Genomic DNA, 12,978 nt, shown 5'->3' with positions numbered 1-12,978 from the left:
AGAAGACGATATCGATGAGCGAGGTGTTGCCATGACGACAAAAACAAGAGGGAGCGGAATTCGAAGGCCGGGCGGAGAGCGGATTACCCACTGGCTTGGGCTGCAGAAAGAATATTTGCACGATACTTACAAGGCACGCGGCAAACCGGCGTCGCCGACGGTGTGTCCCGAGTGCGGGGCGATCTTCCGCAGGGGCCGGTGGAGCTGGGGGCTGCGTCCCGCCGGTGCTAATGAAGAGAGCTGCCCCGCCTGCCATCGGATCCGGGATCGTTATCCCGCCGGGATCATTCATCTGAGCGGACCGTTTTTCAAGGCTCACAAAGAAGAAATATTAAACCTGGTCCGCCATAAGGAAGCCGAAGCGAAGCGGGAACATCCTCTTTGCCGAATCATCTCGATTGACGAAGAGGAACAAGGGGTGACCGTGACGACGACCGACACCCATCTTCCACGTCGGATCGGCGAGGCGCTCTGGCATGCCTATCACGGGGAGCTCGATCTCCACTATGGGCAGGACCCGAGGTTGATCCAGATGAGTTGGAAGGCGTAGACGAGAGCGGTCCTATTCGTCAGCAGATGCGTGGGAGTTGATTGCCGGCCAACATGTCTACCCTTCGGTCGGTCCCAATCGTGCTTTTCATGACGACGGCGTGGCCGGCATGCTCGGTGACGCGGCCGATGAGGGAGGCATCGATTCCCAAAGGATCGGCGCGCAGAATCGATAATGCGCGCTCGGCATCGCGCGGGGCGACAAAGGCGACGAACCTTCCTTCATTCGCGACATAGAGCGGATCGAGGCCCAATATTTCACACGCCCCCCGGACCGCCTCTTCGGGGGTCTTATCGGGGGGTCAAGTCTGCTCTTGACTCAAGTTACAAACTATAAACCGACAACATATCGGGCTTTGACGCCTGCCTGATATTGAGCCAAGGGCAGACTTGACCCCCGTTGAACTCTTTCGAGATCTCCCGATGTCCACGCTCGGAATGCGGCGTCAACCGGCACAGACTTTTCTTGCCGTATCGTAAAGGCGGATGACCCACCATCCTTCGATTGTTCTTTGCCTCCGAAAAGCGATGAAAGCCAGCTGATTGTGCTGTTTCCTTGTGAATGCCTAACGTCTCGCGATGAGCCGCAGCGATCACTTGGCCGACTGCGCCGACGGCCCCATCGCGGTGTTATCCGGCCCTGCCGATTCCTATTTGGCCTGGCATTCGTCCGTCGCTCATCCGAGCAGACCAAGTTGCTGTAGCATGCCAGCTTGATCCCACTGCTCCCAGCGCTCGATCACGCGATCCCCTGAGACGTGGTCGAGGATCAATCCTTCGATCTGGATGCGCCGCCCCGTCGGCTTGGTGTCGCCGAGGGGTCCGGTATGGGTACCCTCGGCTTTCCAGCGCGTGGCGACCTTGTCGGCGATAATGACCTGATCCTCGATCGTCAACCGAATGTCCGGAAACGCCGCAAGAAGGCCAGCAACCATTTGTTTGAAATCACTCAAGGAGAGATTCGGCGCCGGACTCCCGGCCATGTGAATGACGCAATGTGGTGCGAAGACATTATCGGCAACCGACACATCGCCTCGGTTCAGGCCGTCGATCCACGTTTGTTCGTACTTCGTGAACTGCTTGCTCATGGTGGCTCCTGCGTTGGTTGTCGTCGCTCCTTGTTGGCTCAGCGTGTCGTTGCTTCCGACTCTGTCCGGATGTCCGGCTAACCAGTTATTAGACAGTTATACTACCAGACAATAGCAAAATGCTCATAATCGGTCAAGAAATGAAGTCTCTGTCGGATTTCATTATCCCTTTAAAATGACTAATACGCGATTTTGGATGTTAGTCATCTAGGCTGATATCAATGCTTCCTATCCCTGACGATATTTTGAAAAACAATATGAAACCGTTCTTAAAAACGGGCGATTCCCGTTTCTCGCTACGCCGATTTCCACCTGTGATGAAAATAATCTTTATGCCCTGTATCGATAATACGCCGCGCACGCTCCTTCGGACGAAACCATTGTCGCGCCGAGCGGGTGCTCCGGGGTGCAGCGGCCGCCGAAGGCGGGGCACTCATTCGGCTTCTTCAGTCCTTGGAGAATCAAACCGCTGAGGCATTCCGATGATGTTTCAGCGGTGTAAAATAAATCGATGTAAAATAAATCTGTCCCCTTTCTTTAGTCCCCAAGGGTCGGACCGACGAGCTGGTATCCCGATTGCTTCAGCGAATCAAAACAGCGTTGAAGGTGGCCGGCTTCGAGAATTTCTTTTCGGTTTGGGATCGGTTCCGATGTTTCCATCCTGCTCCATGATGATGGGATTGGTCCGCCGCCGGAAATTGAAGCTCCCCGCCGCAAGCAGCGGGGCATCTTCGACCCGGAAGGAGAAAAATCTATTTGTATGGTTCTCTTTGCGAACGATGTGAGCGGTGGCTTCGCCCATGACAATCTGCACATTCGCGCGTCTAACCCTCGCCCAAGGGGGCGGGGAATGTGCCGATATCCATCAAGCGCGAAGCGCTTCTGCTCACATCGTGAGCGAAGCGAACCATGCGACGCGCGTGCGTGTTTAAGACAGGAAAGGAGGCTTCTCATGAGTCGTCGCGCTTTGTTTTACGCCGAGACGCTAATATCGCTCGATCAGAGCGAGACAATATTGGAGGGCATCGATCTCCGTGAAGATCCCGACCAGCTTGTTGTCGATATCAACGACCGGAAGCGCCCCGATCTTATGTTCAACCATCCGCTTAATGGCGTCGTGGATCGAGGTTTCTTCCCTGACGGAAATCGGATGACGGGACATCAGATCGGAGACGATCTGTTGATCGACATCGCCGAATTCCTTCATCTCTCCTCCGGTGATTTTCCAGTTCTGCCGAATGTCGCGATCCGAAATCATTCCGACCAATCGGTCCCCCTCTACGACGGGGAGATGCCGGATTTCGTGGTCCAACATCAAACCAAGCGCTTTGATCGTCGGCTCTTCCGGTCCGATCGAGATCGGTTTGAGGGTCATCCGATCGTTCATCGTTGGAATTTCATACGGTTTCATATCTCCTCCTCGTCTCTGGGCGAACGGGGATCACCGTTTCGTCGATAGTTGTTTCATTTGTTCCAACGCCGCATCCCGTTCATGATCGTGCGTCATGCAATCTTTTATTTTCATCGATCGTCTTCCCTCTCCATAGGAACCCTCATTCATCTTGAAGCAATCACATGGGAAAGACAACCCCTCGAAAGGGGTGGCTTCAACGCGACATCGCGGCATCAACATAGATAAACACCCCCTTCGGGGGATTGTCTCTTCGATTGAATCATTTCAAAATGATAATCAATCGGATGATCCACTCGCGGGTCATCCAACCTTCCTTTCGGGAAGGGGTGGGGAAAAGGAGAGGGCGGTCTTGAAGGATCAAGAAAGCATACATCATAAAATCATCTCTGCAGCCGTCTATCGTCGTGAGCTCACAAAGCGGGAGATCGACGTCCTAAAATTGGTGGCGCAAGGTTATAAGAACAGAGAAATCTCCAAGCAACTCGGGGTGGCGGTCAAGACGGTGGAGAACCATCGGGTCAACATCATGAACAAGCTCGCTCTTCGAAACACCGTTCAGATGATCCGCTACGCGCTCGAAAAGGGCTTTGTTCCGATTGAGAACAAATAAAGGTGTATCTTGAAACCAAAAAAGGAGAATCAAGATGAGACGATTCATTCAGTTTAGCTCGGTCTGGGTTTTGATTTTTCTGATCGCCACTTCGGCCTTTGGACAGGAGGCCGACCTGATCCGGCAGGCCGGCAATTTCTTCAAGCCGCTTCCGGAGAAACTCTCGGCGCCGGAGAATAACCCGACCACCCCCGAGAAGGTGCTTCTGGGGCAGATGCTTTTTTTCGAGCCGCGCCTCTCGAAGAGCGGCGCGATCAGCTGCAACAGCTGCCATAACCTGATCACCGGCGGAGTCGATAATCTCCCCACCTCTCCCGGACACATGGGCAAGCTGGGGGGAAGAAACTCCCCGACGGTCCTGAACGCCGGGGTGCAGTTCGTCCAATTCTGGGACGGACGCGCCGCCTCGCTGGAAGATCAAGCGAAAGGGCCGATCCTCAATCCAGTGGAGATGGCGATGCCCGATGAAGCGTCGGTCCTGGCGCGACTGCGCTCCATTCCGCAATATGTCGCCCTCTTCAAAAAAGCCTTTCCGGGGGAGAAAGAGCCGCTCACGTACGACAACGTCGCCAAGGCGATCGCCGCCTTCGAGCGGACCCTCTTGACCCCCTCGCGCTTCGACGATTTTTTGAAGGGAAACGCAAAGGCCCTGACCGACGCGGAAAAGAAGGGGCTCCAACTGGTCATCCAGAAGGGGTGTATCGCCTGCCATAACGGGGTTGGCGCCGGAGGAGGCCAGTACCAAAAATTCGGGATTGCCGAGCCCTACGCGACCAGCGACGACCCGGGAAGGTTCAACGTGACGAAGAAGGAGACCGACCGTTTTATCTTCAAAGTTCCTCTCTGGAGAAACGTCACCCGCACCGCCCCTTATTTTCATGACGGCGCGGTCTGGGATCTCCGGGAAGCGGTCCGGACGATGGGAAAGCTTCAGCTGAAGATCAATTTGGCGGAGGAAGAGATCGACCTGATCGTCGCCTTCCTCCACTCCCTGGAGGGAACCGTCCCCGAGGCGGCCTTGAAGCTGCCGGTGCTTCCGACCTCGGCGTCCGCCACTTCGAAACCGGTTCTAAAGTAGAACGGCCCGGTGTGGAGAGGTCTCAGCGGGATCTCTCCACACTCGGCAAGTGAAGTTCTTCAGCAAGAGAGGAGAGGCGATTCCGATCGAGGCGCGGATCACCCGGCGGGTCCTCTCCGCCCGCGGCAGGCGAAGTGAGAGTGAACGGCGACAACATCGAGCCGGGCGAGGGTCTCATCATCGATATCGAGGCGCCCGTCTTTGTCGATGTTTCCTTCGGCCCCTTTCAGGAGGGTGATGCCGCGCCAGGGTGATCCATGTGGTTAACGAAGTTCTTTCTTGAAAATTGTCTCGAGGAATTATTCCTTTTTCTCGCCTGATTCTTAATATTTTTTCTATTTCTTTTCTTTCCTGTCCGGACTTATCGCTTAAGACTTCTTCGAATACAAGAAGGGATTCCACTCCTGAAAGTTAACATCCTTTTAACTTTTCATTGATCATTCTGTTATTGAAAGAGAAGATAATTTCGTTCGGCGACGAAGCTTAATGATCGTTTCCAAGAGACCTTTTTGAACAGAGTCGTAGAGATGAGAGTGAGATCTTCTTTGATATAGAGGCGACAGGGATGGGAAATTGGAATCCACTTTCCCGATAATTCCCTTTGGATCTCATAAAAATCCATTTGATTTGTTCAATTATGGATTTCGTACTGAAGAAATTAAAAATGTTTGTTGCTATCGTAATTAAGAAAATGCTAATACTCCCAATGTGGTAATCATCCTTACATGTGATTACCATCACACTTTAAAATAGTCTCGTGTTTTCACGGTAGTAAGTCGATCGCGTATCAACCTTACTCCAAGATTCAGGTTGTCCGGGTAGGGCTCAAAGTAGGAGGGACATACAAGATGAGAAAGCTGATTATCTCTTTCGCACTGTTGTTGGTAACAGGAGTAGGACCGGCTGTTACAACTGCAGCTGCAGCTGAATTGACGTTTGCCCTCGATCAAATCTTCAACCCCATCCTTATCCCCGATGTCGCCCCCCAGGCAGTGGTCACCTTGACCGATGTTGGAGATGTGGTTCGAGTCGATGTAACCAATATCTCTTCGGGTAATCTCGACTCGCTGTATTTCAACTTTAACGGAGATCCATACGGGAGTGATCCCAGAGATCTACGGTTCAGCAATGTCACCTTAGATGGCGCTGACTTAAATGTAAGCGAATTTAGGACAAGGCTTGCTCGAAACGAGAATCAAAGAAGAGGGAACCTTCTGGCTTCCGGAGGAGGGTTCTATGATGGCGTGTTCGACTTTAGACGAGGATCTTCGCTCGATAGCGGGGAGACGTTGTCTTTTGATCTGGCCATCAACGGAGTGGATCTTTCCATCTCTGACTTTGTGGGTACATCTCTGTCGGACGGGACAGGTCCTACCTTTGTCTTCGCCTCACGGATCTTTGGGCAGGAGGGCGGGTCTGTTTGGGCAGGCGGAATGACCCCGGCTCCAATTCCCGCCTCTTTTCTCCTCTTTGGTTCGAGCTTGATTGGGTTGATCGCAATTTCCCGAATGAATTTGTTCACATAATCATCTTGCTGAGGGCATCCGTCCAACCGGTGCCCTCAGCATCCATGCGTTACCAATCCCGTTGCAAAGAGGCAAGAAAAGGAGTCCTGCATGAAGATTATTCATGTGGTCGGTGCCCGACCGAATTTCATGAAAATTGCTCCAATCTTAGAAGCGATCGAGCGACATAACGAACAGAAAGTTAATCCAAAGTTTGAGTCACTTTTAGTCCATACGGGCCAACATTACGATCAAGCAATGTCGCAATCCTTTTTTGAAGATCTTGGACTTCCTCGTCCGGATCTCAACCTGGAAATCGGGTCGGGGAGCCACGCAGAGCAAACCGGCAAGATTATGATCGCTTTTGAGAAGGTTTTACAAGAAGAGCGTCCCGACATGGTCCTGGTGGTAGGAGATATCAACTCCACCATGGCTTGCACTCTTGCTGCAAAGAAATTGAACATCCCCATCGCCCATGTTGAGGCGGGGCTTCGAAGTGGTGACATGACGATGCCGGAAGAGATCAACCGCAAGGTCACCGATGCCGTCGCCGATCTTCTTTTTACAACCGATCTTGGAGCCAATGCCAATCTCAAGGGGGAAGGCATTCCGGAGCATCAGATTTTTTTTGTTGGTAATGTCATGATCGATACTCTTCTTAAGCATCGTGAGCGCGCGTCCCGGTCTCTGGTTTTGGAGACGCTCGGTTTGAAAGAGGAGCAGCAAGTAAAACCATATGGCGTACTCACCCTCCATCGCCCTTCCAATGTCGATTGCTTCGATACTCTTCACGAAATCCTTCAGGCTGTGAGAACCCTTTCAGATGTTCTTCCGATTATTTTTCCTTGTCACCCTCGCACCGCTGCCCAAATCGAGTCTTTCGGTCTCCAATCCTATGTTGGAACATCTATTAAAGACGGAGACCGAATCGTGCTGGTTCCCCCGTTCGGCTATCTTGACTTCCTTCAACTCCATGCCCATGCAAAGCTTATGTTGACAGACAGCGGCGGAATCCAAGAGGAGGCGACCATCCTCGGTGTTCCCTGTTTGACTCTTCGAGAGAACACGGAACGGCCGATTACGATTTTCCAGGGGACCAACCGCTTGGTGGGAACCCGTCGCGAATCGATCCTGATGGGATTCGAATCGGCGATGGAGGAAAATGGAGACCCGGTCCGAACCCCGGAGAAGTGGGATGGGCGGGCGGCGGAAAGAATTACTGCGGTTTTATCAGAAATTGAAAAAGGGAAAATGGTGGGATTACGTATGACTGAAAAGGGGCAGAATAACGGTAAACCTCACAAAACGTTTGGGTAATACCATCGTGCTGAAGCAGATTCTTGCCTTATCACTTACGTGGATTAGTTTATCACTTATGTAAAGATATTGAGGGAAGGCTTTCGTTCCGGCCGCATCAGCTGAGACGAAAGAATTTTTAGCTTGGAGAATTTTCAGGATGAAGTGCTCGAAATATTTTTGTATGTTCTTCGTATGTTTTTTCATGTTCGTGTTTATTTTAATTTTTCCGGAAGAGTCGTTTTCACTTTTCCCCGACGAAGAGAGAATCATTCTGTATGAGGATTATGAGGCAATATCAGGAAGCGTCGAGCTTTATGGCGCGGTAATCGTTTCAGACCAGGAACGGGGAAGATCTTTACAGTTGACCGCAGAAACGTTTGCCGAGATCAGACCGTCCCAAGCATTGAATGCGAAGGCGGGAACCCTCTCGTTTTGGATGAAGCCGCTTTGGGAACAGGAGAGTGAAAAATCGCATACATTTTTGACCCTTCCATGGGCCGACAGCCAGAAAAGTTATATGGCTGTTTCACACGGATGGTGGGAGCCGCTTGGTTCAAAACGTCTCTACTTTATACTGAGCAACCAAGAATCCATTCATTGTTCTGCCCCCTATGGTTTTGATCTAGAAGCATGGGTCATGATCACTGCCGTTTGGGAAAGTGGCGACCCTGGCTATTGTAAGCTTTATGTCAACGGCGAGAAGATCGCGGAGAACCAAAAAACTTTTTCCGGCGATTATGTGAACGGCGGACCGCTCTATCTCGGTACCGATAAAGGGACGACCAGCCAAAAAGGGCGTGGGGCCGAGTCCCTTTTGGGAAGTCTGATCATCTTTGATCGTCCTTTTTCTTCTCAGGAAGTTTTTCAGTTTTACCAAACACAGGAAAACGATTTGGCGGCGGCTTACGACAGGAAGTGGGAATGGCTCAATGAGGGGCTCGCCGTACCGTTAGTACAGCGAAGAGATCGTCAGGGGCGGCTAATTGAGAATAGGGCCATCTTCGATGAGTCTATGAGTTGGGCTTTCTCGAAGGAGGCCGCCGATAAGATCTTGTCCCGGGTGAAAGCAGCCGGATTTAATATTTACGTCCCGTGTGTCTGGCACGGAAGGGGCACTTACTATCCGTCTCGTATTGCCTCGACGGATCCGAAGGTCGCATCAATGATACCGCTCGGATATGATCCTTTGGCCTACTTGATTCAGAAAGCCCATAGTATGGGCATTGAAGTGCACCCTTGGTTTACTGTTGTAAAAAGAGAGAGCGCCGAATACGCTCAGTTTTTTGATGAAGGTGTTCCGGAGGGCGCTTTTGATATTCATAATATTGAGTTTCGGAAGTTTATCCGTGAATTAATCCTCGATGTGGTTCGTCGTTATGACATCGATGGCCTGAATTTAGATTATATTCGAGCCATGGGTGTTTGTACGTCCGTCGACTGCCAAAACAATTATTATCGGGTGACTGGGTTTCCTTTACTGGAAGATTTAACTCAGAGTTCTGTTGATGAATCCGCCAGGTGGCGCCTTCAAAAGTGGCAGGATCTTGCAGTTACCGATATCGTCAAAAATCTTTCAAAGCAGGCAAGAATTCTAAAGCCCAAACTGATTATCAGCATAGATGGTCAGCCAAAAGCCCCGGGCGGCGAGTTGAGAGCGCTTGAAGGAAGAGATGAATTGGCGTGGGCCAATTACGGCTGGATTGACGTCATTTTTGGTATGGATTACCGCCAACGGATTGATTTCGAGAATGTGGATGCCGTACGAAGTGCGTTAAAGCAACCGGAAAAGATGATTGTGTTGTTTGGTAATTATGACAAAGTGGATGACCAATCGGAGGCAGTTCCGAGGACAGGTGATCTGGTCGCAAAATATGCGGCGTTTGCTCAACGCAGGTGGCCTGGAACCGGAATGGGGCTCTACATCTATAGCAAGCTTACTGATGAACAAGTGAATGCCTTAAGAACGGGACCTTTCTTGGAGAATGCTTTTCCGGTCTGGAAAGCGGCGAATTAAATAATGAGCGGTTCTGCTTGGAGGTATTGAGGATGCACCACACACTGGATGAGTATTTACAAGGGAAAAAACTCTACGGTGATGATTTCTCCCCTGAAGAAATCGAGCAATGGTTTAAGGATGAAGAAGAAGCTTACGCGAACCTAGGCGCGAAGGACCGGCCCCAAAATTACTATGGGGCCCATGCCCTGAACCATGCCCATAGCTTTCGATACTTGCCGCTTCGTCGGTTTCCCTCCGTTTTAAGCCTTGGGGGAGCCACCGGTGAGGAATTGCGCCCGCTTCTCTCTCGCGTGGAGAAAATTACGATTCTCGAACCGTCCCAGGCATTCCCTGTTAAGGCGATTGCGGGTGTGCCCGTTGAATATGTCAAACCCCGATCGAGCGGCATTATGCCATTCCGCGATGAGTCGTTCGATCTGGCCACCTGTTTCGGGTGTCTACACCATGTTCCCAATGTGAGCACAGTGGTCCGCGAGCTCTTTCGGTGTTTGCGACCGTCCGGAATCGCCCTCATTCGTGAACCCATCGTTTCAATGGGAGACTGGAGACGAGAACGGGCGGGTCTCACCAAACGAGAGCGAGGTCTTCCGCTACCGATTTTCCGCGCGATCGTGCGCTCAGCCGGATTTACCATTGTGAAGGAAACGAGGTGCGTTTTTCCGCTCATTTCTCGCCTGCGTTTTATATTCCGAGGTCCGATATACAACTCGGCGGCCGCCGTTTACGCGGACGACATATTGTCCCGTCTGTTCGCATGGAATGACCGTTATCATTGCGTCAATCCATTTCAGAAACTCAAGCCGACGGCCGCGGCCTTCGTGCTGCAGAAACCCGAGAAAGCGGACCCGGTCGAACAACGCTAGAGAGTACCGGAATTCAGTGTAACGATATGGCGTCAGACTTGGAGATTGCAAAGGATGGCTTATATACTGGGCCTGCTCATTCTGGCTCTCCTGCTTAAGGATGCAGCACCCATCGGAGACACCTATGTTCTTCGCGGCCTTTCTGAAGGGCTTGCGTTGATTGTTGGGGCGTATTGGTTCCTAACCCACAGCCGTTTGGAAATCTACAAAAAATATATTTTAATTTTCGGATACCTCATTGCTCTTTCGTTGACGATCCCTTTTTCAAGTCAACCCATTTACGTCGGTTTCCAGGTGATTTCGTTGGCTGCCGTGTTGTTGTTTTTTATCGCTCACTTGGAGGCATCCCCAAATGATGCGGCCAAAAATGAAACCGTGATGAATGTAACGATGACGGCATTTATCATTGTTTGTCTTGTCAGTCTGGTTTTATTGGCATATTCGCCTGGTTTCGCATATGAGGAAACTTTAGAAGGCCGTCGGTTCAAGGGACTCTTCGGCAAACCTGCTAAAATGGCGGCCACTTCCGGTCTTTTATTAGGACTGTGCATTTTTAGCGAACGAAAGGTTTTGCTGCGTGCCGCGGGAATCCTCTCGTCCCTTCCGTGTCTCTATTTGACGGGATCTCGGACTTTCTGGGCTGCTGGAGCGGCAAGTTTATTGATCACCGCAATATTTTATTTAAGACGTAAATTGGAATGGGGCCTTGCGGCTGTCATGATCATCTCTTTTTCCCTTATTGTCACGACGGTGGCGGATATCAACATCTCTTCAAAAGCGCGGTCGCGCATTCTTAGGATTGACTCCCTTGAACGTATGTCCGGACGCACCGTAATATGGGGTCTTGCCTTTGAGAAATTTTGGGATCGTCCCCTTCTGGGATATGGGTTTACACTCGGTTCGGATGCCTTTAAAGAGGGGAAAATTCCTCAGTCTCCTCGTCCAAATTCCCCAACGCTGCTAAACAACGAAACCTTTACGCTGCATAGTGGTTATGTCCAGGCGTTGTTAGATTCCGGTTTTTTGGGAGCGAGCTTATATCTTTCGATTGTGATGTCCGTCTTATGGCGATTGATCAAATATGATACGGGAAGGAAATATGGAGCGGAAATGTATTGCGCCGGTTTTTTGACGATCTCAAATTTTGGGGAGAGCGTTATATTGAGCGCGGCCGTTTTTCATGCGGTATTTTACTGGTATCTTGCAACCTTTGTACTGAGTCTGGACCGGTTTCACGAAAGTGCTCAAGAAACGCTCGCTGCAGAAACGGAAAACACGAAGACGTCAAAGGCCGTTTCTAAGAAAAGGAAATACGAGCTCCTAAAAACGATATAGCGTGGTTCACCTCATCTAATGAATCTGATTTTCAGACGCGAGGATGAGAGGGAGTTAAATTGACCGGCCGGCCCTTTTCACGTCGGAAATTTATTAAATTGACGGCCGCCTTTGCCGCGGGTTCTCTTTTGAAGCCGTGGCTTGCGTTGTCGAGCGGTGTGTCTCTCTTTGAAAGTCGTGCGATCTTTGATGAAGGACTCGCTTGGATTACAAAAGATTCAGCAGAGAAATTGCTAACCCGGATCAAGAAAGCAGGGTTTAATGTTTTCGTTCCATGTGTCTGGCATGGAAGGGGAACGATCTGGCCATCAGATCTCGCACCTTGGGATACCCGCAAAGTTCGTGTTCCCGGCTTTGATCCGCTGGAGAATCTCATTAAGCTGGCAGAGAAGTATGAAATTGAGATTCATCCGTGGTTCACGATTTCTCTCCGGCAAAGAGACTTTTTACCGCAACTCGAATTTTTTGAACAGCGTTTTAAAGAGGGAACCTCTCGACAGGCATTTAATATTCATAGTGAGCGTTTTCGCGAATTCATTTCATCCTTGATTGTCGAAGTCGCAACGAGATATCCCGTTCAAGGAATCAATCTTGATTATGTTCGTTCAGGAGGAATGTGTAAAACGAACTCCTGTATCGAAGATTATAAGAGACACACCGGGAGAAATCTTGTAAAGGATTGGAGTCTCAAAAACCTTCCCGGTGTCGATCTAAGCGCCCTCGCCGCATGGCAAGAGGCCGCCGTTCGAGATATTATTTCGCGTATTTCGGTCGGGGCGCGGAAAACAAGAAAAAATCTCGTGATGAGTGTGGATGCAGTTCCAGGGAGCTCGGACACAAAATTACAAGGGCAGGATAGTATGAAATGGGCTGATGAAGGGTTGGTCGATGTCGTTTACAGCATGGATTACCAGGCCAGCCCGGACTTTGAAAAAATCCGGAACTTGCAATCGAAGATGAAGAGACCCGAAGCGTTGGTCATGTTATGTGGAAATTACGACCGAGATGGTTCTGGAAAAAAAGTCATTCCTAGAGAAGCGCGCAGAGCCGCCGAAATTTTATCGGAAGCCCGGTCGATTAGCCGGGGAAATGGCGTCGGACTCTATCTTTACAACATGCTGAGCGAGGAGCAGATCGATCTATTTCAGAAAACCGTTTTTAAGGCGCCCGCAAAACCTCGATGGTTGCGGGCTGCTCCTCTCCAGTCGTAAGAAAGGTGG

Annotated in this window: 13 protein-coding genes; 9 read left to right on the top strand and 4 right to left on the bottom strand. The window is 50.7% G+C overall.

Annotation, left to right across the window (positions count from 1 at the left end):
- Window positions 1-31: 31 nt before the first annotated feature.
- Window positions 32-550 (top strand): ATPase, encoded by a 519-nt coding sequence (locus MCM46_00365; protein ID MCG3110248.1) that lies wholly within the window; start codon window positions 32-34, stop codon window positions 548-550.
- Window positions 551-569: 19 nt separating this feature from the next.
- Here the strand turns inward: MCM46_00365 and MCM46_00360 are convergent, their stop codons facing one another.
- The 4 genes from MCM46_00360 to MCM46_00345 form a co-directional block, all read right to left on the bottom strand.
- A complete protein-coding gene (locus MCM46_00360; protein MCG3110247.1) occupies window positions 570-803 on the bottom strand; it encodes an AIR synthase-related protein in 234 nt (77 codons plus the stop codon).
- A gap of 423 nt (window positions 804-1,226) precedes the next feature.
- Window positions 1,227-1,637: an ester cyclase gene (locus MCM46_00355; protein MCG3110246.1), complete on the bottom strand. Its 411-nt coding sequence runs from the start codon at window positions 1,635-1,637 to the stop codon at window positions 1,227-1,229.
- A 330-nt stretch (window positions 1,638-1,967) separates the two neighbouring features.
- A complete protein-coding gene (locus MCM46_00350) occupies window positions 1,968-2,102 on the bottom strand; it encodes a hydrogenase formation protein HypD (protein ID MCG3110245.1) in 135 nt (44 codons plus the stop codon).
- Between the two features lie 520 nt (window positions 2,103-2,622).
- On the bottom strand, window positions 2,623-3,048 hold the full coding sequence (locus MCM46_00345) for a CBS domain-containing protein (protein MCG3110244.1): 426 nt from the start codon (window positions 3,046-3,048) through the stop codon (window positions 2,623-2,625).
- Window positions 3,049-3,400: 352 nt separating this feature from the next.
- On the opposite strand from MCM46_00345, the gene MCM46_00340 reads away from it, so the two are divergent.
- From MCM46_00340 to MCM46_00305, 8 genes are all read left to right on the top strand, one after another.
- Complete coding sequence (locus MCM46_00340; GenBank protein ID MCG3110243.1) at window positions 3,401-3,661, top strand: LuxR C-terminal-related transcriptional regulator; 261 nt, start codon at window positions 3,401-3,403, stop codon at window positions 3,659-3,661.
- A 34-nt stretch (window positions 3,662-3,695) separates the two neighbouring features.
- Window positions 3,696-4,739 carry a cytochrome-c peroxidase gene (locus MCM46_00335; protein ID MCG3110242.1) on the top strand — a complete coding sequence of 348 codons (1,044 nt, stop codon included), beginning with the start codon at window positions 3,696-3,698 and terminating at the stop codon, window positions 4,737-4,739.
- Window positions 4,740-5,587: 848 nt separating this feature from the next.
- A complete protein-coding gene (locus MCM46_00330) occupies window positions 5,588-6,265 on the top strand; it encodes a hypothetical protein (GenBank protein MCG3110241.1) in 678 nt (225 codons plus the stop codon).
- Between the two features lie 90 nt (window positions 6,266-6,355).
- Window positions 6,356-7,561 carry a UDP-N-acetylglucosamine 2-epimerase (non-hydrolyzing) gene (gene wecB / locus MCM46_00325; GenBank protein MCG3110240.1) on the top strand — a complete coding sequence of 402 codons (1,206 nt, stop codon included), beginning with the start codon at window positions 6,356-6,358 and terminating at the stop codon, window positions 7,559-7,561.
- Window positions 7,562-7,700: 139 nt separating this feature from the next.
- Complete coding sequence (locus tag MCM46_00320) at window positions 7,701-9,557, top strand: family 10 glycosylhydrolase (GenBank protein MCG3110239.1); 1,857 nt, start codon at window positions 7,701-7,703, stop codon at window positions 9,555-9,557.
- A 32-nt stretch (window positions 9,558-9,589) separates the two neighbouring features.
- Window positions 9,590-10,423, top strand: coding sequence for a class I SAM-dependent methyltransferase (locus tag MCM46_00315; GenBank protein MCG3110238.1), 834 nt, complete (start codon window positions 9,590-9,592; stop codon window positions 10,421-10,423).
- A gap of 54 nt (window positions 10,424-10,477) precedes the next feature.
- On the top strand, window positions 10,478-11,758 hold the full coding sequence (locus MCM46_00310; protein ID MCG3110237.1) for an O-antigen ligase family protein: 1,281 nt from the start codon (window positions 10,478-10,480) through the stop codon (window positions 11,756-11,758).
- 59 nt (window positions 11,759-11,817) lie between these two features.
- Entirely contained in the window at window positions 11,818-12,969 is a 1,152-nt protein-coding gene (locus tag MCM46_00305) for a family 10 glycosylhydrolase (GenBank protein ID MCG3110236.1), read from the top strand.
- Window positions 12,970-12,978 lie beyond the last annotated feature (9 nt).

The organism is Candidatus Manganitrophus morganii, assembly GCA_021651055.1.
In the GTDB taxonomy this organism is placed as follows: Bacteria; Nitrospirota; Nitrospiria; order SBBL01; family Manganitrophaceae; genus Manganitrophus; species Manganitrophus morganii.
This window is presented reverse-complemented; position numbering and strand designations above follow the sequence as displayed.

Excerpts from the sequence above, each read along its gene's own strand:
- MCM46_00315 (MCG3110238.1), top strand. The coding sequence starts at position 9,590 with ATGCACCACACACTGGATGAGTATTTACAAGGGAAAAAACTCTACGGT.
- MCM46_00345 (MCG3110244.1), bottom strand. The coding sequence starts at position 3,048 with ATGAAACCGTATGAAATTCCAACGATGAACGATCGGATGACCCTCAAA.
- MCM46_00310 (MCG3110237.1), top strand. The coding sequence starts at position 10,478 with ATGGCTTATATACTGGGCCTGCTCATTCTGGCTCTCCTGCTTAAGGAT.
- MCM46_00355 (MCG3110246.1), bottom strand. The coding sequence starts at position 1,637 with ATGAGCAAGCAGTTCACGAAGTACGAACAAACGTGGATCGACGGCCTG.
- MCM46_00330 (MCG3110241.1), top strand. The coding sequence starts at position 5,588 with ATGAGAAAGCTGATTATCTCTTTCGCACTGTTGTTGGTAACAGGAGTA.
- MCM46_00365 (MCG3110248.1), top strand. The coding sequence starts at position 32 with ATGACGACAAAAACAAGAGGGAGCGGAATTCGAAGGCCGGGCGGAGAG.
- MCM46_00335 (MCG3110242.1), top strand. The coding sequence starts at position 3,696 with ATGAGACGATTCATTCAGTTTAGCTCGGTCTGGGTTTTGATTTTTCTG.
- MCM46_00320 (MCG3110239.1), top strand. The coding sequence starts at position 7,701 with ATGAAGTGCTCGAAATATTTTTGTATGTTCTTCGTATGTTTTTTCATG.
- wecB (MCG3110240.1), top strand. The coding sequence starts at position 6,356 with ATGAAGATTATTCATGTGGTCGGTGCCCGACCGAATTTCATGAAAATT.